The organism is Seongchinamella unica, assembly GCF_004354085.1.
In the GTDB taxonomy this organism is placed as follows: domain Bacteria; phylum Pseudomonadota; class Gammaproteobacteria; order Pseudomonadales; family Halieaceae; genus Halioglobus; species Halioglobus unicus.
Map to the genome: position 1 here is coordinate 362,371 of NZ_SMSE01000004.1, position 20,177 is coordinate 382,547.

The following is a 20,177-nucleotide window of genomic DNA, read 5'->3' on the forward strand; positions in this document are numbered from 1 at the left end:
AGCGGCCTGGCAGATCGACGCGCTGTGCCACTCACCCGATCATGCCACCTCAGTAAATGCAAGCCAAGCGTAAAGCGCCGCTGTCCCCGGGCCGCACTAGGAAGCCAGGCTGTCCTGCATGCAGTTCAGGTACCAGTCGATAAAGTGCTGCAGGGTGCGCTCGAACTCGGGATGATAAGGGCCCGGCGTAAAAAAGCGGGAATTAACCCCTTCACTGTTGCGCCTGATAATGTACTCATCTTCCAGCGTGGTGTTGTGCCAAAGCCAGATCAACCTGTCGAGCTCATAGTCAATGCCTTCCACGGCATCGCCATTCACGAACCAGACAATTTCCATATCGGTAGCGGTCAGCCCCCGCGGCAAAAAACGGTAGAGGACACAATGATCGGGGTAGTTGAGCATAAAGCCCAGGGGGCCCAGCTGGTGGTCGCCACATCCGCCGTCGTACCCTTTTATCTGTCCCATCAGCGGGGCTACCGGCTGGCCGTCCTCACTGCCGGTGAGATAGCCATCATAAAGCCCATAGCGGCTGGCCTGGACACAGGCACCGAAACTTTCGGCGTCGCCGTAGATGGCGCGATACTCCGCTGACATGCCCGCAATACCGGTCATAGCATCGCTCCGGTCCAGCATCTGGTGGACACGCTCCCGGGTATTGCATTCGAGATCCTTGAGCGTGTGCATACGCGCGTAGGCGCGGTGGGACGTTGCACAGTGATAACACTCGAGGTAGTTTTCCAGCACCAGCTTCCAGTTGGCATCGACTCTGTAGGTCTGCTTGTGGGCAACCCTGGCGTTGGGCAGGTCGTAGGCGCCAAGCTGCCGCTCCAGATTGCGCAGGGGGCCGAGAAAATCACCGGCGCTGGGGTCGCAGTTGATAAATACCAGGCCCTGGTAAACAACACAGAGGGCCTCCCTGAGCCCGTAATTGGCCTTATCGAAGCCCTCCTTCATTTCCATATGGCGGGCGGCACGCAACTCGCCACTGGTCTCGTAGACCCAGCCATGGTATGGGCAGACGAATGTCCTGCGGTTACCGCTGCGCTCTTCACACAGGCGTGCTCCGCGATGGCGGCAGATATTCATCAACGCGTGGATGTCGCCCGTGTCGTCGCGGCTGATAATGATCGAGTCTTCCCCGACCTCAAGTAATACATAGTCCCCCGGCTCGGGGATTTCTGAGACATGGCAGGCATACAGCCAGCTGCGGAAAATCAGGTTGTCCAGCTCCCGCTGGTAAACCAGGTGCGAACGGTAAAAATAGGCGTCGATCGCCCGCCCGCGATTGGCCATGGATTCCCGCACCCTGTCGGCCATCCTGGCGAGGGAATCTTCAACGTCAGCGGCAATAGACTTCATGGTCATCCAGGCGACTTTCTGCGCCATCCCGGCTGGGATGCTACAAGGTCCGCGGGCTACTTGCGGGCGTTGAACAGCTTGCGCCTGGAGTGTTCCATCAGCGCCCAGAGAATATTACTGGAACTGACCTGCCCCACCAGCTTGCCATTTTCCAGCACCGGGCGGCGGCGCTGTCGCGTGTCCAGCATAGACTGGGCCACTTCAACAATGCCATCGGTAGGCGCGCAGGTTGTGAGGTCTGTGCTCATGAAATCCCGGACCAGGGCATGCTCGGGATCACCCTCGTTATACAGGGCCGTCAACACTCCCTGGATACAATCCAGTTCGGACAGAATACCCACCGCATTGCCATCGTCATCGGTTACCGTCAGCCCGGTGAGCTTGTATTCCACAATCGTTTCAATCGCCTGGACCAGGTTGGCATCCATGTGGATCGTCAACGGATTGCGACGCATGCAGTCGCTGATCATGTTGGGTGCTGGCATAGCATGGGCTCCTGTTGTTGCTGCCTGCGCCAACTATAACAGACTCGCGACCGGTGTTGCCCTCCCTGAACCGGCAGACAAAACAGGCCCGCCGGCAACTGGTCGTCAGGCGGCCTTGCTCGGACTGGAGCCGGGCTTGCTGGCGCTGCTACCGCGTCCCGATGACTTCTTGCGCGGTGCCTTTTTGCGGGGGGTGGTTTTGCGGGCAGTGCCTGATTCCACCCGGTTTTCGCGCAGGGCCTGGCGATCCGAACGGGTGGGTGGCGGCCGGCGCCTGGATGACCTGGGACGTTTGAATTCCGTGGTATCGGGCCTTAGGTCCCCGGTTTCAAAGCGCTGCAGGATCTCTTCCATGGTGCGACTGATCCGGGTGCAAAGACGAATGGTTTCCACCTGGGGATAGGTGGTGCGCTCGCCCTCCTCCATCAGTTCCACCAGGTCGTTTTCCGACAGGTGCGACAACAGCTTGGCCGGGTTGTACCAGCGGAAATTGGGTACGATATTGATATCGCCACTGTATTCCTGGTCAATCAGGGCGTGGACCGTATTCATGGCCAGGTTAAAGCGGGGCCAGTTGTCCCCCTGCTTTTGCACCATACCGCGATATAAATTCAGCACCTCCCGGCCAACGCCCACCCCGAAACCGCTGAGAGAGCGTGCCAGCGCACCGCGCTCACCTTCGGTATCGATAAATGGCGTGACAATGGGATTGACCATACTGACGATATAGTGGTTGGTGCTGTACAGGCGCGACAGGCGCTTCGCCGGCAGGTCATCGGCAATAGAGCCGTCTACCCATTTGCGGGTGGGCAGGTAGGGCTGCGACTCGCCATGCACGTTTTTGGCCATCAGCATCACCGGCGGAAAAACACCGGGAACAGCGCAGGACGCCATTACCGCCGAACGCACAAAGACATTGGGCGAGGTGATTGCGTTGAGCAAACGTGAACGCTGGTGGGGTTCGGCCGGGGCCACGGTAATACTGATCTGCCGCCCGGTTTTCTCGTAGGCTTCCTGGAAGGTCATTTCCGGAATCATCCTGGCAATCAGGCTCTCCAGGTCACCGACATCAATCTGCGGGTTGGAACCGAAGAACATGCGGGAGAGGACACTGGCTTCACGCTCGGCTTCAAAGTGCACGTTGGCAGGTTCGTAAAAATGCTCCAGTTCCTTGTCGGAGTGCGTGCCAATAACACCCGCAACCAGGGAGCCGGCGCTGGAACCGGAAATAACCCGGGGCAACAGCTCCTGTTCGAGCAGGGTCTTGACCACCCCGAGGTGATAAAAACCGAGCACCCCTCCACCGCTCAACATCAGCGCAGAACGCCCGAAACAGATATTGGCCCGATAGAAGAAATCCAGTTTATCCTGCACGTCGATGACGTCGGCGGGAAGTTCAGCCAGGTAGCGCAGGGAGTCGTCTACCTCGTCAATATACTGCTCGATCAACCGCTTGGTGCCAAAGTTGGCTTTGCGGTAGAGGGTAGAGCGCCCCATCCCACCCATATTACCGTGGATACCTTCATTGAGGGTGAACAACAGTCCCTGGTAATCGTGCCGGGCCCGCAGGCTGCGCAGCCGGTCGAGACGCAGACGAATCTGCGCGTAATCGTATTGACGGGACTGGTCGATCTCCCGCCAGCGCCTGGCGCCACTCACCTCGTCATGCTCAATCGCAGCACTCTTCCACTCGGCGTAGCTTTGTGCGTTGTCCATCTGCTTCTGCAGCTGTTTGAGCTTTCTGGATTTTCTCACGGACTTACCTCTCTGGTACCGCGTTAACACAGTGCGTATTACACTAGGATAAAGCAATTTGTGGGCAGCGAACACATTGGAATTTGATCACCGTCAATAGCGGCGCCATTGACCGCCACCGCCCCGCTGTCATCACAATGGCCACTGATCGGCAAACCACTGTGAACTACCCGCGAAATTAGCCTAGAATGGAGCCATTTCCGTCAAACAAGAGCAAAAACGAGGCCAACTTGCGCGCATACCTGATCGTCGCAGTCATTCTGGTAGTCCTGTTCGGCGCAATCGCCGGCTATCTGTTCAATAAATTCCAGACCCTGGCCAATACGGACTTTACACCGCCGCCCATCCTCGTCTCTGCGACCCGTGCGCAACAAGAAACCTGGCCCTCCACACTGGAAGCCGTGGGCACCATACGGGCCGCGAGAGGCGTTAACCTGGCTGCGGAAACCAGCGGAGAGATCATCGCGATCCCGGTCAACTCGGGCGATGAGGTCGCCAAGGGGCAACTGTTGCTGACCCTCAATGACCGCGTCGAACAGGCCAGCCTGAGGCGCCAGCAGGCCAATCTGGTCCTGGCCCGCCAGCTGTATGAGCGCGATGCCAGCCTGATCAGGCAGAAATCCATTCCGCAGAGCCAGTATGACCAGTCGCGGGCAAACCTCGACGCCGCCATCGCAACCCTGGCGGAGACCGAAGCGCGGCTGGATCAGAAGCGGATCGTCGCGCCCTTCGCCGGCACCCTGGGCATTATCGCGGTAAAAACCGGCGATTACATCGAATCCGGGACAGCGATTACCACCCTGCAGGACCTGAGCGAACTGGAGGTGGATTTCTCCGTTCCCGCGCGCTATTTCCCCGAGTTACGCCGGGGTCTCGACATCAGTGTGAAAACCGCGGCCACCCGTCAATCGTTTCCGGCCACCCTTGAGGCCGTCGATGCGGCGGTAGACCAGAACACACGCAATCTTGCACTGCGGGCGAGGATCCACCGGAGCGAAGGCCTGTTACCGGGCATGTTCGCCCAGCTCACTATCGACCTGGACCGACCCCGGGAACTCGTCACACTGCCCGAAACCGCCGTCACCTACTCGCTGCAAGGCAATACAGTGTATGTGCTCGAAGAGAGCGCCGACGGCCTCAGGGTCAATCCGCGGGTAGTGAAAACCGGGCCAGTCAGAGACAGCCGGATTGCCGTTGTTTCCGGCCTCGCCGCGGGAGAACAGGTCGTCAGCGTGGGCCAGAACAAGCTCTACCGGGGCGCCGCCGTGGTGCTTGAAGACAACCCGCCGGAGTTCACCCAGTGAGGTTTACCGACGTTTTCATCCAACGGCCAGTGCTGGCGATTGTCGTCAGTTCCCTGTTGTTGCTGCTCGGCGGAGCGTCCCTGTCCAAGGTGGGCTTACGCCAGTTCCCGGCACTTGAGCGTAGCGTGATCTACATCAATACCTATTATCCCGGCGCCAGTGCACGCACGGTGCAGGGCTTCGTCACCACCCCCCTGCAGAGCCGCATTGCCGGCGCGCGAGGGGTGGAATACATGACATCGGACAGCAACCCTGGCGTGTCAAACATCACCGTGCACGTGCGATTGGGGGAAAACAGCACAGATGTTCTCAATGAAGTCATCGCCAAGGTCAGCGAGGCGAGACAGGAGTTGCCCCGCGACATCGAGGAACCCATTATTACCGCCAGTGCGGGCGGCGACAACCTGATATGGCTGGGTTTCAACAGCGAACAGATGACGCTGTACCAGGTTACTGATTTTCTCATGCGCAATGTGCAGCCCGAGATCGCCACACTACCCGGAGTAGGAAAGGCCCAGGTATACGGCTACCGGTTGTCCATGCGCATCTGGCTGGATCCGGTGAGGATGGCCGCCCTGGGTGTCACCGCTACAGACATCAACAGCGCGATTCAACGGGATAATTTCATCTCCGCCGCCGGCGCCACCGAGGGCAACCTGGTGCGGGTTACGGTGGATGCCCACACCACCCTGCAAACCGAGGAAGAGTTCAGCAACCTGGTTGTTCGCCAGTCCGGGGATGAACGCATCCTGCTGGGCGACGTGGCGGAGATTGAACTGGGCCCAGAGACCGACCAGAAAAAGACCCTGTCCAGTGGCCGCGAAACCGTGTTTCTATCCATTGCCACCACACCCGACGCCAATCCCCTGAGCGTTTCCCGCGTGGTGCATGAGACCTTGCCAAAGATCGAGGCAATTCTACCCGCCGACATGGAGATGCTCCTTGACTGGGACGCGAGTATCGTCATTGACGAGGCCATCAGCCAGGTGGTGACCACCCTGCTGGAGGCGGCCCTGATCGTTATTCTGGTGATCTACCTGTTCCTCGGCTCGCTGCGCGTGGTACTGATTCCCCTGATCGCCATTCCCCTGTCACTGATCGGTGTGATACTGCTCATCTTTGCCATGGGTTTCAGCCTCAATCTGCTGACGCTACTGGCCATGGTGATCGCCATTGGCCTGGTGGTCGATGACGCCATCGTGGTGGTGGAAAATGTCCATCGTCACATCGAGGAGGGTGCCACCCCCTACGAGGCAGCCGTCGAAGGCGCCAGGGAAGTGGCCTGGCCAGTAGTCGCCATGACCCTGACCCTGGCGGCAGTGTATGCGCCTATCAGTTTCATCGGTGGCCTGACCGGGGCCCTGTTCAGCGAATTCGCCCTGGCCCTGGCGGGGGCGGTTATCGTTTCAGGTATCGTTGCACTGACCCTGAGCCCGATGATGTGCTCGCGGGTACTGTCCGATGTCGATCACCAGGGACGCTTCGCCAGCTGGCTGGACCGCCAGTTCGAAGCACTGATCAGTCGCTACCAGAAAGTGCTGGGAGCGTGTCTCGACAATCGCGGCGCCGTGTTATTGCTGGCAGGGGTCCTGCTGCTGAGCCTGCCTGTGCTGTTTTCCCTGGGCCAGGAAGAACTGGCACCGGAAGAAGACACCGGTGGCGTTTACGTCACAGGGGACGCGCCCCGCTATGCCAACCTCGATTACAGCACCTATTACCTGAAGCAACTTGTCGACCTGTGGAAAGAAATTCCCGAGTTCAGTCACTCCTGGCAAGTCATCCAGCCCAGCAGTAATTTTGGCGGCATCAGCCTGTACCACTGGGATGAACGCGAGCGCAAACAGCAGGACCTGCTGCTGGAACTGCAGAACAAACTGGGCCAGATCACCGGCATGGAACTGTTTGCCTTTGGTGATCCGGCACTGCCGGGGTCGGATGCGGGCCTGCCGGTCAGTTTTGTGGTCGCTTCTACCGCAGATTACCGGGAGGTCATGCGGGTGGGCGAAGAGTTGCTGGCCGCCGCCCGCGACTCCGGAAAGTTCGCCTTTGTCATGCAGACTCTGGATTTCGACCGGCCGGAGATTACCGTCGAGGTCGATCGGGACAGAGCATCCCGGCTGGGGATTTCCATGCAGGCCGTGGGCGAAACCCTGGCCGTGATGCTGGGAGAGGCAGAGGTCAACCGCTTTACCCTCGAGGGGCGTTCGTACAAGGTGATACCCCAGGCTGGCAGCAATTTCCGACTCACCCGCGACGAGCTGGAGCGCTATTATCTGCGCACCGACAGCAATCAACTGGTGCCCCTGTCGGCAGTGGTTACCCTGGATTCCAGGATCGAACCCAACACCCTGTCCCAGTACCAGCAGTTGAACAGTACCACTGTCCAGGGCCTGATGATGCCGCCCAACAGCCTCGGTGCCGGGCTGGAATTCCTCGAGCAAACGCTCAGTGAGATCGCGCCCGCCGGTTTCCGGGTCGGTTACACCGGCACCTCCCGGCGTTTTGTCCAGGAATCGGCCTCCTTCCCCACGCTGTTCGCACTGTCACTGACCCTGATTTTTCTGGTGCTGGCGGCCCAGTTCAACAGCTTCCGGGACCCGCTGGTCGTGCTGGTCACCGTCCCCCTGTCAATTTTCGGCGCCGTGGTTCCTATCGCCCTGGGGTTCGCCACCCTGAACATTTACACCCAGGTGGGTCTGCTCACGCTCATCGGGCTGATCAGCAAGCACGGTATTCTCATCGTGGAGTTTTCCAACAAACTGGTGGATAAAGGCATGGAGCGACGGGAGGCGGTACTGCAGGGCGCATCAAAACGCCTGCGTCCCATTCTGATGACAACCTTTGCCACCGTTCTCGGCGTCTGGCCACTGGTGATAGCCAGTGGCGCGGGCGCCGAAAGTCATTTCAGTATCGGCCTGATGATCACCGCCGGCATGCTGGTTGGCACCCTGTTCACCCTGTTCGTCGTGCCGGTCTTTTACCTGCCGTTTACCCGCGCGGGCAAGAATCGCGCGGCAACACAGAGCAGCGCCGCGAACACGGGTAAGCTCCCGGCCTGATTACTCAGGGCTGTCGTCGGAGCGCGTGCCGCCTTTGTATTCATCCATCAGGTTGCGCTTGTAGAGCTTGCCATTATCCGCCCGCGGCAGGCTGGGATGAAAATGCAGGGCCTTGGGAAGTTTGACGTGCGACAATCGCTCCCGGAGCCATTCCATAATCTCAATTGCGGTTTCGTCGGTGGCATCCGCCCAGTTCATCGGCTGCACCACGGCCTGCACCTCTTCCCCGAACTCTTCACAGGGCAGGCCAAAAACCGCCACGTCTGCCACCTTGTCGTGGGTGATCAGCAGGTTTTCGATCTCCTGCGGATAAATATTGACCCCTCCGGAGATGATCATGAAATGCTTGCGGTCAGTGAGGTAAAGAAAACCATCCTCGTCCAGGTAGCCCACATCGCCGGTGGTCGCCCATCCCCGGGCGTTATAGGCGCTTGCGGTTTTCTCCTCCTCGCCATGGTAGCGAAACTTTGCCTGTGGACCGCTGAAATACACCGTGCCCGTTTCTCCCGGGGGCAGTTCCTCGCCGTCCTCGTCGAGAATATGAACTTCGCCGGAAACCGCCTGACCAACGGAGCCCTGGTGCGACAACCAGGCGACGGAATCTATCATGGTGGCGCCGATGCCCTCACTGGCCGCGTAGTACTCGACGATCACCGGCCCCCACCAGTCAATCATTTGCTGCTTCACCTCAATCGGACAGGGCGCCGCTGCGTGAATCGCAAATTGCATGGAACTGACGTCGTAACGCTCGCGGACCTCACGGGGCAGCTTGAGCATGCGGATAAACATGATCGGCACCCACTGGCTGTGCGTGACCCGATGCTCCTCGATCAGTGCCAGGGCAGCCTCGGGATCGAATTTCTCCATAACCACGCTGGTGCCACCCTGGTACAGGGTCATCATGTTGTAGTGCAGGGGCGCCGCGTGATAGAGCGGTGCCGGCGACAGGTAAACCGTTTCCTCACTGAACCCGAACAGCTGACCCAGGCCACTGGCCATCGGCGGCGTGTTCACGTCGTCGTCCGCCGGTGGCACCAGTACGCCTTTGGGTTGGCCGGTAGTGCCGGAAGAGTACAGCATGGGAACGCCGTTTTTCTCATCGCTGATTGGCGTCTCGGGCTGGGCAAGCACCGCTTCTTCCCAGGACTCATAGCCGTCTGCAATGCCGCCGACCATGAAGAAATGCTCAACTCCGGCGTCATCCTCGCGAGCCTCGACGGCACTGTCCAGCAGCTTGTGGGAGCCTATAAACAGCCTTGCGCCACAATTGGCCAGCACATAACTGATCTCCTCCCGTTTGAGATGGGTAGCGATGGGCGTAAAAATGATACCTGCACGCTGGGCGGCCCAGCAGATCTCCATGAAGCGGGCGTTGTTCTCCATCATCATCGCGATGTGATCACCGGCCTGCAGACCGAGGGAACGGAACAACTGGGCACCCTGGTTGGAGCGCTCGTCAAGCTGTCGGTAGGTGACCATTTCCCCACTGCCGCCCATGATGATAGCGGGCTTGTGGGGATAGGTTTCGGCGGTCATTCTGGGGTGCGGCATTGGGGGTGTCCTGAAGCTGTGATTATCACTCCGACACTAATGCGTCTTGGCGGCCAAAGCAACCGGCTCAGCGCTTGCGCATCAGGCCCTGTTGCATGACCGTAGCCACATGTTTACCTTCGCGGGTATAGAAGCGGCCGCGAATCAGGGTCCTGCCGCCGCTATTGCGTTCCAGGTCGGCGCTGTGGAGCAACCACTGGTCGGCGCGGAAGTCGGCATGAAACCAGATGGCGTGGTCCAGGCTGGCCGTCTGCAGTTCCCTGTCCCAGTAGGATCGTCCGTGCTGGACCAAACCCGCGTCAAGCAACATCGTGTCCGAAAAGTAGGTGAGCAGGCTGCGGTGCAATGCCGGATCGTCGGCGAGCGCGTCAGTGGTTTTCATCCAGCTGAAAAGCGTTCCCGATCGCGGCTCCGGGTTCCGCCAGTCGACAGGAACCACCATGCGCACGTCCAGGTCTTCCCCGGTGGTGATCATGAAGTCCTCGTTCAGGCGCCCACTCGCCAGGGCGCGTTCACGTTCTGAGAGCAGCTCTTCCGGACCACGGACCCCCGGAAGCGGCTCCTGGAAGTCAAAACTGTCGTCCGGTAACTGAAAGGAGAGAGAGCACACCAAAATGGGCCTGTTATCCTGCGAGGCGACCACCCGCCGCGAACTGAAGCTGCCCCCATCCCGGGCGCGCTCAACCTGGTACTGTATGGGCCGGTCGGTCTTGCCCTCGCGAAGAAAATAGGCGTGCTGGGAGTGCACCGCCCGTTCGGAATCAACGGTGTACTGAGCCGCTGCCAGGGCCTGGGCAAGCACCTGTCCCCCGTAGACCCTGAATCCCTGCGGGTGCATGTTATGCCCCAGGAAGCCATCGTTGCCTGTATCTTCCAGGGTGAGCACGTCCAGTAACTGTTGCAACATAATACGGGTCCAAAGCGAAAATTTGGTGAGCGGCCATTATCCAGAAATCTGATTCTGTGCCAAACTTGACAAGCAAACATTTTCAGCAGGATCACTCATGGACAAACACATCACCCCGGCGGCCTTGCGCAGGGCTATTCGCAGCGGAGAATTCAGCGGCAACACCTCCGGCTACTCGCCGGGCTTTGTCCAGTGCAACCTGACCATACTCCCCGCTGACTGGGCCAGTGATTTCCTGCGCTTCTGCCAGTCCAACCCCCGGCCCTGCCCGCTCATCGCCAGTTCGAACAAACCGGGTGACACTGGCTTACCACTTTTGGGGGATATTGACATCAGAACCGATGTGCCAAGCTACAGAGTGTTCCGCGACGGTGTATTCGTCGAGGAGGTCGCTGATATCCGCAGCCACTGGCGTGATGACCTTGTGGTATTCGCCCTGGGGTGTTCCTTCTCGTTCGAAGAAGCGCTGCTGGCCGACGGCCTCGACGTGCGCAACATCAGCGAGGGAGTGAATGTCCCCATGTACCGCACCAACATTGATTGTGCGGCGGCAGGCCCTTTCCAGGGCAAGATGGTGGTCAGCATGCGGCCGTTCAAGGCTGCTGACGCAATACGCGCTGTGCAGATCTGCACCCGCTTCCCCTCGGTGCACGGTGCGCCCGTTCACTTGGGCGATCCTGGCCTGATCGGAATCGATAATCTGGATCTACCGGATTACGGCGATGCTGTCACCATGGGGGAAAACGAGCTGCCCGTATTCTGGGCCTGCGGGGTCACGCCGCAGGTGGCACTGGAGAAGGCCCGGCCTCCCTTTGCCATTACCCACAGTCCCGGACACATGCTGGTGACAGATTTGCGCAACAGTCAACTGGCGGTCCTGTAAAACAGGTGAGACAAGCATGCTTTTGAATTGTGATCTGGGCGAGAGCTACGGTAGCTGGGCCATGGGTCTGGACGCCGAGGTGATGCCCCATATCGACCAGGCCAATATTGCCTGCGGCTTCCACGGTGGCGACCCTTTGACCATAGGCAACACCCTGGCCATGGCAGCCGAACACGGTGTCCAGGTGGGCGCTCATCCAGCCTACCCGGACCTGGTCGGATTCGGCCGCCGCTCAATGGCACTGAGCGCGGAAGAAATCATCTCCAGCATGCACTACCAGATTGCAGCCCTGGAGGGCATGGCCCGCACGGCAGGACTGACCCTGGCCTACGTCAAGCCTCACGGCGCGCTGTACAACGACATGATGGCCAGGGAAGAGGTTCGCCACGCCATCATGCGGGCGATGGCGGCGTATCATAGCGAACTGCTGCTGATGCTGCAGGCGACACCGGAAGCCGACACCCACCGGGCCGAAGCCGCGGATTTCGGCCTTGAACTGCTGTTTGAGGCGTTTGCCGACCGCTGTTACGACGACGATGGCAGACTCCTGTCCAGACGTAGGCCGGGTGCGGTGCACAACCGCGAGAACATGCTGGCCCAGGTCGCCCAGCTTAAGGCACAGGGCACGGTAACCACCGTCAGTGGAAAGACGCTGGAACTGTCGGTCGACACTCTGTGCGTGCACGGCGACAACCCGGAAGGGGTTCAGGCTATCCGCGAAATTCGCGCACTGATCCAGGGGAGCTGAGCAATCGTGGAACTGCACTTCGCCGGCGAGAACGCCATGATGCTGTACCTTGGCGAGACAACATCCCCGGAAATAGCTGCCCGCGTACAGTCTGCGGGCCTGGCGGTGGAGGCCTGCCTCGGAGACGATCTACTCGACCTGGTGCCCTCCTACGCTTCGCTGCTGATTATTTACAACCCGATGACGACTGACCATCTTTCCGTGGCTCACCGGATTCGCCAGAGCCTGGACCAGATTGACGGGACCATGGCCGATGACGGCAATGAGGTGGTGCTACCGGTGTATTATCACCCGGAGGCCGGCGAGGACCTGGAAGCGCTGGCAGACAGGGCGTCGATGAGTGTCGACGAGGTCATTTCTCTGCATAGCGGCGGCGAATATCGCGTCTATGCTATCGGCTTTGCTCCCGGTTTTGCCTATCTCGGGCAGGTGGACGAACAAATTGCTGCACCTCGTCTCGCCACACCACGGCAGAAGGTACCCCGCGGCGCCGTGGCCATCGCCGATCGCCAGACCGCCGTTTATCCGGCGGAATCGCCGGGCGGCTGGAACCTGATCGGGCGTTGCCCGGTGCGTATGTTTGACCCGCAAGCCACGCCCACCATGCCGGTGAGTGTGGGCGATCGGGTGCGCTTTGAGCCCATTGACCGCAGCCGTTTCCTGGCACTGGGCGGTGAACTGTGAGCCTCAAGGTCATACAGCCCGGTATTCTCAGCCTGCTGCAGGACAGTGGCCGCATGGGACAGCATCGCATTGGCCTCACCAATGGCGGCCCCCTGGATCCGGAGGCGTTCAACTACTGCAATCGACTGCTGCAGAACGCGCCAGGCAGTACCGCGGTGGAGATCAGTTTCGGTGGCCTGCTGCTGGAAGCCACTGTCGACACTTTTATCTGCCTGACCGGGGCCGTAATGCCTCTGCGCATCAACAACAAGGTGCAACCCCAGTGGGAAGTGCTGCCGGTCAGCGCGGGCGACCGGATTTCGGTGGACTTCGCGGAACAAGGCTGTCGCGCCTACCTCGGGGTGGCGGACGGCTTCGACATAGCGCCCTCCTTCGGCAGCACTGCCACGGTGGTCAGGGAAAAGATCGGCGGCCTGGCCGGTGACAAACTGCACGTAAATGACGAGTTGTCATGCGCCAGGGTAGCTTCACGCAAGCGACTCTATCTGCGTGAGGATCATCGACCCCGCTACCAGAATGAAGTCACAGTTAGAGTTATTCCCGGTTACCAGCAAAAGCACTTCAGCCGTTACCAGCAGCGGCGCTTTTTCAGCCACGCCTACACCGTGTCCGATCGCTGTGACCGCATGGGTTACCGGTTGGAAGGTCCTGCCATCGAATGCGACATCGAAGGCATTCTGTCCGAGGGAATCTGCTTTGGCGCCATCCAGGTGCCCGCCGATGGCCAGCCCATCGTCTTGCTGAATGACCGGCAGACCATTGGCGGCTATCCCAAAATTGGTTCTGCCCTCTCGCTGGACTGCGCACACCTGGCGCAGTTACGTCCCGGCGGCAAGGTGCACTTTGCGCCAATCAGCCCCCACGGCGCCCACAACGCACTGCACCTGGCAGACAGTTTTGTGCGGCGACGGCCACTCATGGAGCGAACCAATTGAACGAGATGGCACTCAGTGCTGCAATTGAAGCTGCCCTTGTCGCCCGCAACCTGCGAAACATGCAGGTTGCCCGGGACGCGCTGGCACCTGGCTACTACCTGCGCGCGGCGCAAATGCTCCGGGACATCAGGGGGCCGGTCATCATCGGTACCGGCTTTCCCGTCAACGGCACCTTTGAAACCGATGGCCCGGTGGGAGCAATCGCCCTCTATGACGCACTGGAAAAACTCGGTGCAGAACCCTGGCTGGCCTGTGGTCCCCCACTGTCCCAATGCCTGCTGGACGATTATCGCCTGATTGAACTGCGCGCCCGCTCCATGGAGGCTGCCGCTGTGGAGGCAACGAACAGGCTGGAACAGTTACAGCCCTCGGCGGTGATTTCGATCGAGCGGCCGGGACTTAGCGCCGATGGCTGCTACTACAATATGCGCGGCGAGGATATCAGCTCCCGCAGCGCCATTTTTGACCCTTACATCACAGCCGCCGAGTGCCCCACCATCGCTATTGGGGACGGTGGTAACGAAATTGGCATGGGCAATATTCGCGCGGCGATAGCGAGCCTGGATATCAATGTCGCTGAGACCGGCTGCGACGAATTACTGGTAGCCGACGTTTCCAATTGGGGCGCCTACGGCCTCATCGCTCTTCTCGGCTTGTGGCGACAGCGCGACCTGCTGGCGGAAGTTTTTCCGCTGGAGATTCTCCACTATCTTTCCGCACACGGTAGCGTGGATGGCGTCACCCGCGAAAACACCCTGACCGAAGACGGCCTGGACGCCGCCGAAGGTCAGCAGGTCATCGATGAGCTGCGGATACTCACCGGGTTTCTGCAATCTGGGATCAATCAGTGACTGCCCGTCGGAGAGGGCCAACTCAAAGGTAACCAAGATGAGCATTGTGTATTTGAACGGCGACTACATGCCGATGGCGGAGGCGCGGATTTCCCCCATGGACCGGGGTTTCCTGTTCGGCGACGGGATCTATGAAGTGGTCCCGTCCTACGACGGGAAACTGGTGGGGTTTACACCCCACCTGGAGCGCATGCAGGACGGCCTGGACGCCATCGAGATCGATCTCAAGGTGGAGCATACGGCCTGGCGCAACATCGCCGAGCAATTGATCGAGCGCAACGGTGGCGGCAACCTGGGCATTTACTTCCATGTCAGCCGTGGGGCGGACAGCAAGCGGCATCACGCCTATCCATTAAATATCACGCCGACGCTCTACGCCTTTGCCTTCGAGATCCCGCCGGCTCCCAGACCTGATAAAAGTGCGGCTACACCCTACACCGTATCGACGGCGGAAGACCTGCGTTGGCGGCGTTGCAACATCAAGTCGACGGCCCTGCTGGGCAATGTCATGCACTACCAGCACGGCCACTCCCGGGGACATTCCGAGACCATTCTGTACAACCAGGAGGGGGAGATTACCGAAGCTGCCGCCTGTAACGTCTTCGTGATCAAGAACGGCATTGTTGCCACCCCCCTGCTGGACCACCAGAAGCTGCCCGGCATCACCCGGCTGATGCTGCTGGAAATCCTGCGCAGGGATGGCAGCATCCCGGTCCAGGAGCGGGTCGTAAAACTGGCTGAGTTGAACGACGCCGATGAGGTATGGATTACCTCCTCCTCCAAGGAGATTGCGCCGGTAATAGAAATCGACGGCAAGCCGGTGGGCGACGGCGGGATTGGCGATATCTGGCTGGCGGCCCAGACCCTCTACACAGAGCACAAGTTCGATTTCTGATGGCGCGCGCAAACCAGGCCCGGCTGAATCTCCAGTCACTTCGTGACAACCTGGCCCTGGCCAGGAGACTGGCCCCCGCGTCCAGGGTGATGTCAGTAGTGAAGGCCAACGGCTATGGGCACGGTGCGGTCACCGTAGCGCGCGCGCTGGCGCCGCTGTCAGACGCGCTGGCTGTAGCGTGCATCGAGGAGGCAATGGAACTGCGAGCCGCGGGGCTGGAAACCCCCGTGCTGCTGCTGGAAGGTGTTTTCGAAGCCAGCGAACTGGCAATCGCAGCCCGGGAAAACTTCTGGGTGACGATAGATAATCGACAGCATCTCGGTTGGCTGGAAGAGGCACGCCTGCCGGCACCGCTGCGCTGCTGGTTGAAGGTAGACACCGGGATGCACAGGCTTGGTGTGCCCGCCGCGGAAACCGCCGACTACCATCAGCGGCTGGCCGTTAGCAATAACTGCCAGGGCGACATCGTCACCTGCACCCACTTTGCCAGTGCCGACGACCTGGGCAGCAACCAGACCAACGAACAGCTGGCCCTGTTCGAACGGGCGACGGCCGGTCTCAGCGGACTGCGCAGCGCCGCCAACTCCCCCGGAGTACTGGGCTGGCCGGCCTCGCATTATGACTGGATTCGACCCGGCTATATGCTCTATGGCAACACGCCCTTCCAGGAACCGCACCCGAATACGAACGCGCTGAAACCGGTAATGACGCTTTGCAGCTCAGTCATATCCCTGCGGGAGGTGGCCGTCGGCGAGACAGTGGGCTATGGCGCAAGCTGGAGTGCGCAGCGGCAGTCCAGAATCGCCACCGTGAGCATCGGTTACGGCGACGGCTATCCTCGCATGGCCGCCAACGGCACGCCAGTGCTGGTCAATGGTCACCGCGCACCGCTGGCCGGACGCGTCTCCATGGACATGATTACCGTGGATGTCACTGACCTGCCCGAAGTCAACATCGGCGACGAGGTCGTGCTCTGGGGTGAAGACCTCCCCGTCGGCGAGGTTGCGGCACACGCCAATACCATCGGTTACGAGCTGACCACCCGCATGCCGTCCCGCACTCCTAGGGTCGTAATCGACTGAGGCCCGGCTTTGCAGCATCGCCAGCCCGTGATTAAATCCGGGGATGATAAAAACAAAGCCTGTTCTCAAAGCACTGCTTTACCTGTTCCTGCTGTTGCTGATCTGTTGCCTGATCACCCTGTTCTGGCTACGCCAGGAATTTTCTCGTATTCGAACCGAAGGCGCAGCTGCCGATTACTGGCAGTCGGTGCCGGTCGCCAGGGCAGACCCGGCGCTGCCTCACCCCCGGGAGTGTGATCAGCATTATCCCGAAAAGCGCGCATTTTTCGGCGCCCTGCATGTCCACACCGCAGCGTCCTATGACGCCAGCGCTTTCGGCACCACAACCACGGTGGATGATGCCTACCGCTTCGCCAGGGGCGAATCCCTGCCGCTGCGGCTGCGCGGCGACCCCCCGGGGAGTACTGCGCCGGTCATGCAACTGCCTTCCCCGCTGGATTTCATCGCTGTCACCGATCACGCGGAGGCGCTGGGAGAAGTCCGCCTGTGCTACGACCCTGGCAGTGCGGCACACGGGACCCTGGTGTGTCGTCTCTACCGGGGTGACCTGAAAGTCCCGGCCGGGGATGACATGCAAGCTGTCCTGCGCCTGGCGACCCTGGCAATTTTCGGCCAGGATCGCTCACGCCGGGTCTGTGGCGAGGATGGCAGCCGGTGCCGGAAGCAGGCCGCCCTGGCCTGGCTGGAAAATCAGCGCAGCACCGAACGCTGGCACGACCGCTCCGGTGCTTGCGACTTCACCACCCTGCATGGCTACGAATACACCCTGGCCGAGGAGTCCGCCAACCTTCACCGCAACGTGATTTTTCGCTCTGCCCGGGTGCCCCAGGCCGTGCTGAGTGCCAGGGAAGCCCCCTCGCCTGAGTCGCTCTGGCGCTGGCTGGATAGCCGCTGTATCGAAGGTGACCCGGAATGCGACGTGCTGACGATCCCCCACAACAGCAACTGGAGCAACGGGAGAATGTGGTTTCCGTACAGCAACCGGGCGCTGCCACCCGCTGAACAGGGCGCACAAGCCAAACTCCGGGCAAAGCTTGAGCCTCTGGCTGAAGTCATGCAAACCAAGGGCGATTCCGAATGCCGCAACGGTATCGCCAGCGTTATCGGCGCTACTGACGAGTTTTGTGACTTCGAGAAACTGCGCGCGACAGCGGAAGAAATCGAGGATTGCAATGAGACGGTGGGCCGCGGCGGCATGCTGCTCAGCGGCTGCACGTCGCGCTACAGTTTCGTCCGCTATGCACTGGCAGCAGGTCTCAGGGAGCGATCCAGGCTTGGCGTCAATCCCTTCTCCCTCGGGATTGTGGCCGCAACCGACACCCACAACGGACTACCCGCTGCCCAGAGCGAAGTCCGCTACCTGGGTTCCCACGGCACCGACCGGCAGGTGCGCAGACGGCTGGAAGGCCGCACTGAAGTGCCTGGCGGTATCGGGGCCGGCTCACCGGTACGCTACAATCCCGGCGGCCTGGCGGGCGTCTATGCCAGCCAGAACAGCCGCGGGGCCCTGTTCGATGCGATGAAAAACCGGGAGACCTTCGGTACCAGCGGCCCCCGTATCGTGCCGCGGATGTTCGCCGGCTGGAACCTCGGGAAACTGGACTGTCAGTCACCCGATGTCATTCGCCAGGCCTATACCCTCGGTGTTCCAATGGGGGGAGAGCTCACCGGCCCGGGTACCGACAACGGACCGGCATTCCTGGTGAGCGCCAGTGCAGATCCCGGTGCCGGACTGCTGCAACGGATCCAGATTATCAAAGTCTGGATTGATGCCGACGGTCACACCCATCAGGCGGTTCATAATGTCGCGGGAGATCCCGACAATGGGGCCAGCGTTGATCCCGCCACCTGTGCCGTCAGCGGCAGCGGATTCACTCAACTGTGCGCCAACTGGCGCGACCCGCAATTCGATCCGCAAACAGCGGCCGTCTACTACAGCCGGGTACTGGAAAATCCCGCTTGCCGCTGGAGTCAATGGGACTGCATTCGCATGGCGGAAGAAGAGCGGCCCGCCAGTTGCACGGATCCCGGCTTGCCCTGGAAGATCCAGGAGCGCGCCTGGACCTCGCCCATCTGGTACTACCCCCGGTAGTACTGTGGCCAAATGCACGCCGGGACGGAATCAATTACCATAGCGACTTGCACCGCTGGACATGGACCCCAACGACCTTGGATGCCGAACAACAAGATCCTCTTCCCGATGGCAGCCTGCTGGCGGCTATCGATCTGGGCAGCAACTCCTTTCACCTCATTATTGCCAAGACCGAGCACGGAGAAATGCGCCCGGTGGAAGTACTGGCGGAAAAAGTTCAGCTCGGCGCCGGACTGATAGACGATCGGCTGACTCAGGAAGCCATTGACCGCGGCCTGGACTGTCTTTCGCGGTTCGCCCAATTGCTGGGTAGCGTTGAACCGCAGAGAATACGCGTGGTGGGCACCAATGCCCTGCGCCAGGCGGAAAACCGACTCGACTTCACCCTGCCTGCCAGGGAGATCCTCGGCACAAGAGTCGATGTGATTTATGGACGGGAGGAAGCCCGCCTGGTGTACCTCGGCGTGGCGCACACCCTGGCGGACGACGCCAACTCCCGGCTGGTTATCGATATCGGCGGCGGCAGTACAGAATTCATCATTGGCCAGCGCTTTGAACCGCAGAAACTGGAAAGCCTGCAAATAGGCTGCGTGTCCTTCAGCAGCGACTGTTTCGCCAACGGCGTCATCAGCGCCGGTAACTACCAGCGGGCCTATAACCGGGCCCGGCTGGAAACCTCGCAGATTCGCTATCGATACGGTGCCGAACACTGGGCTGAATGTGTCGGCTCTTCCGGCACCCTGAACGCTATTGAGTCGATCGTCGTGGTAAACGGCTGGAGCGAAACCGGCATCACCCGCAAGGCGCTGGTCAAGCTGGAGAAAAAGCTGCTCAAATTCGGCCACTTCGACGAGATAAAGCTGAATGGCCTGAACGAGAGCCGGCGCAACGTCATTGTCGCCGGTGTTGCCATCACCAGTGCCCTGTTCGACATTCTCGGTATTGAGCAGATGCGCACTTCCAAGGGCGCTCTGCGGGAAGGCGTCATCTACGACCTGATGGGCAGGCTGAGTCATGAGGACGTACGCGAACGCACGGTCAACGCTTTGGTACAACGCTATGCTGCCGATGAGCCCACGGCGGCCATCGTCGAGCGGCGCTGCGCCACGTTTTTCTCCGCGACCCGCGGCAGTTGGGAGCTGGAAAACGAAGACTGGGAACTACTGCACTGGGCGGCGCGCACCCACGAGATCGGCATGGCAATCTCCCACAAGCACTTTAACCGTCACACGGCCTACCTGCTGCGCAATGCCGACCTGCCGGGCTTCTCCCAGGAGGAACAGGAACAACTGGCTATCCTGACCGAGGGCCTGCGTGGCAAGATCACCCCTGAGCTGCTCGTCGGGCTGCCCAAGAGTACTCGCGGTCGCCTGCGCTACCTGCTCACGATCATCCGCCTGGCGGTCTGTTTCAAGCACGTCGAAACGCTGGAGCAACTGCCCGAGTTTGGTGTGCAGGCAGAGGATGACGTGCTGTCACTGGGCTTCCCTGAAGACTGGCTGGAAGCCCACCCACTGACCCACAGCGAGTTAATGAACCAGCAGGAATACCTTGGCCGGATCGGCATTGAACTCAATGTCTCCTGAT

At 60.4% G+C, this 20,177-nt stretch carries 16 protein-coding genes; 11 read left to right on the forward strand and 5 right to left on the reverse strand.

Translation table 11 applies throughout. The annotated features are described in order from the left end of the window. Nucleotides 1-96 precede the first annotated feature (96 nt). From E2F43_RS17255 to E2F43_RS17265, 3 genes are all read right to left on the reverse strand, one after another. Nucleotides 97-1,386, reverse strand: a complete 1,290-nt coding sequence (locus E2F43_RS17255) for an aromatic ring-hydroxylating oxygenase subunit alpha (protein WP_238946996.1) — start codon at nt 1,384-1,386, stop codon at nt 97-99. A gap of 29 nt (nt 1,387-1,415) precedes the next feature. Continuing rightward, nucleotides 1,416-1,844: a CBS domain-containing protein gene (locus E2F43_RS17260; RefSeq protein WP_238946997.1), complete on the reverse strand. Its 429-nt coding sequence runs from the start codon at nt 1,842-1,844 to the stop codon at nt 1,416-1,418. A 105-nt stretch (nt 1,845-1,949) separates the two neighbouring features. Next, nucleotides 1,950-3,599 (reverse strand): DUF3336 domain-containing protein, encoded by a 1,650-nt coding sequence (locus tag E2F43_RS17265; protein ID WP_133214993.1) that lies wholly within the window; start codon nt 3,597-3,599, stop codon nt 1,950-1,952. Between the two features lie 230 nt (nt 3,600-3,829). Here E2F43_RS17265 and E2F43_RS17270 point away from each other — a divergent pair, with 230 nt between their 5' ends. Together E2F43_RS17270 and E2F43_RS17275 are read left to right on the forward strand one after the other, a co-directional pair. Then, complete coding sequence (locus E2F43_RS17270) at nt 3,830-4,903, forward strand: efflux RND transporter periplasmic adaptor subunit (RefSeq protein WP_133214995.1); 1,074 nt, start codon at nt 3,830-3,832, stop codon at nt 4,901-4,903. After that, nucleotides 4,900-7,962 carry an efflux RND transporter permease subunit gene (locus E2F43_RS17275; protein WP_133214997.1) on the forward strand — a complete coding sequence of 1,021 codons (3,063 nt, stop codon included), beginning with the start codon at nt 4,900-4,902 and terminating at the stop codon, nt 7,960-7,962. Before E2F43_RS17270 ends, E2F43_RS17275 begins: the two co-directional genes overlap by 4 nt. On the opposite strand, the gene E2F43_RS17280 is transcribed toward E2F43_RS17275, so the two are convergent. Both E2F43_RS17280 and E2F43_RS17285 read right to left on the reverse strand, forming a co-directional pair. Continuing rightward, nucleotides 7,963-9,513: an acyl-CoA synthetase gene (locus E2F43_RS17280; RefSeq protein WP_133214999.1), complete on the reverse strand. Its 1,551-nt coding sequence runs from the start codon at nt 9,511-9,513 to the stop codon at nt 7,963-7,965. Between the two features lie 67 nt (nt 9,514-9,580). Next, a complete protein-coding gene (locus E2F43_RS17285) occupies nt 9,581-10,420 on the reverse strand; it encodes an acyl-CoA thioesterase (RefSeq protein WP_133215001.1) in 840 nt (279 codons plus the stop codon). Nucleotides 10,421-10,517: 97 nt separating this feature from the next. Between E2F43_RS17285 and E2F43_RS17290 the strand changes: the two genes are divergently transcribed. The 9 genes from E2F43_RS17290 (at nt 10,518) to E2F43_RS17330 (ending at nt 20,176) form a co-directional block, all read left to right on the forward strand. Further along, nucleotides 10,518-11,303 carry a putative hydro-lyase gene (locus E2F43_RS17290; protein ID WP_133215003.1) on the forward strand — a complete coding sequence of 262 codons (786 nt, stop codon included), beginning with the start codon at nt 10,518-10,520 and terminating at the stop codon, nt 11,301-11,303. A gap of 16 nt (nt 11,304-11,319) precedes the next feature. Next, the gene (locus E2F43_RS17295; protein WP_133215005.1) at nt 11,320-12,051 is read left to right on the forward strand and encodes a 5-oxoprolinase subunit PxpA; all 732 of its coding nucleotides are present in this window, start codon (nt 11,320-11,322) and stop codon (nt 12,049-12,051) included. A gap of 6 nt (nt 12,052-12,057) precedes the next feature. Then, a complete protein-coding gene (gene pxpB, locus E2F43_RS17300; RefSeq protein WP_133215007.1) occupies nt 12,058-12,735 on the forward strand; it encodes a 5-oxoprolinase subunit PxpB in 678 nt (225 codons plus the stop codon). Next, on the forward strand, nt 12,732-13,670 hold the full coding sequence (locus tag E2F43_RS17305) for a 5-oxoprolinase subunit C family protein (RefSeq protein ID WP_133215009.1): 939 nt from the start codon (nt 12,732-12,734) through the stop codon (nt 13,668-13,670). Before pxpB ends, E2F43_RS17305 begins: the two co-directional genes overlap by 4 nt. A gap of 5 nt (nt 13,671-13,675) precedes the next feature. Next, nucleotides 13,676-14,521 (forward strand): glutamate cyclase domain-containing protein, encoded by an 846-nt coding sequence (locus E2F43_RS17310; RefSeq protein ID WP_165954390.1) that lies wholly within the window; start codon nt 13,676-13,678, stop codon nt 14,519-14,521. A gap of 37 nt (nt 14,522-14,558) precedes the next feature. Then, nucleotides 14,559-15,416: an aminotransferase class IV gene (locus E2F43_RS17315; RefSeq protein WP_133215013.1), complete on the forward strand. Its 858-nt coding sequence runs from the start codon at nt 14,559-14,561 to the stop codon at nt 15,414-15,416. Further along, nucleotides 15,416-16,498 carry an alanine racemase gene (alr, locus tag E2F43_RS17320; protein WP_133215015.1) on the forward strand — a complete coding sequence of 361 codons (1,083 nt, stop codon included), beginning with the start codon at nt 15,416-15,418 and terminating at the stop codon, nt 16,496-16,498. Before E2F43_RS17315 ends, alr begins: the two co-directional genes overlap by 1 nt. 43 nt (nt 16,499-16,541) lie before the next feature. Then, entirely contained in the window at nt 16,542-18,590 is a 2,049-nt protein-coding gene (locus E2F43_RS17325; protein ID WP_133215017.1) for a DUF3604 domain-containing protein, read from the forward strand. Nucleotides 18,591-18,667: 77 nt separating this feature from the next. After that, nucleotides 18,668-20,176, forward strand: a complete 1,509-nt coding sequence (locus E2F43_RS17330; protein WP_133215019.1) for a Ppx/GppA phosphatase family protein — start codon at nt 18,668-18,670, stop codon at nt 20,174-20,176. Nucleotide 20,177: the final 1 nt, after the last annotated feature.

Coding starts and splice junctions, on each gene's coding strand:
- E2F43_RS17255 (WP_238946996.1), bottom strand. CDS start 1,386: ATGGCGCAGAAAGTCGCCTGGATGACCATGAAGTCTATTGCCGCTGAC.
- E2F43_RS17260 (WP_238946997.1), bottom strand. CDS start 1,844: ATGCCAGCACCCAACATGATCAGCGACTGCATGCGTCGCAATCCGTTG.
- E2F43_RS17280 (WP_133214999.1), bottom strand. CDS start 9,513: ATGCCGCACCCCAGAATGACCGCCGAAACCTATCCCCACAAGCCCGCT.
- E2F43_RS17285 (WP_133215001.1), bottom strand. CDS start 10,420: ATGTTGCAACAGTTACTGGACGTGCTCACCCTGGAAGATACAGGCAAC.
- E2F43_RS17290 (WP_133215003.1), top strand. CDS start 10,518: ATGGACAAACACATCACCCCGGCGGCCTTGCGCAGGGCTATTCGCAGC.
- E2F43_RS17295 (WP_133215005.1), top strand. CDS start 11,320: ATGCTTTTGAATTGTGATCTGGGCGAGAGCTACGGTAGCTGGGCCATG.
- E2F43_RS17310 (WP_165954390.1), top strand. CDS start 13,676: ATGGCACTCAGTGCTGCAATTGAAGCTGCCCTTGTCGCCCGCAACCTG.
- E2F43_RS17315 (WP_133215013.1), top strand. CDS start 14,559: ATGAGCATTGTGTATTTGAACGGCGACTACATGCCGATGGCGGAGGCG.
- alr (WP_133215015.1), top strand. CDS start 15,416: ATGGCGCGCGCAAACCAGGCCCGGCTGAATCTCCAGTCACTTCGTGAC.
- E2F43_RS17325 (WP_133215017.1), top strand. CDS start 16,542: ATGATAAAAACAAAGCCTGTTCTCAAAGCACTGCTTTACCTGTTCCTG.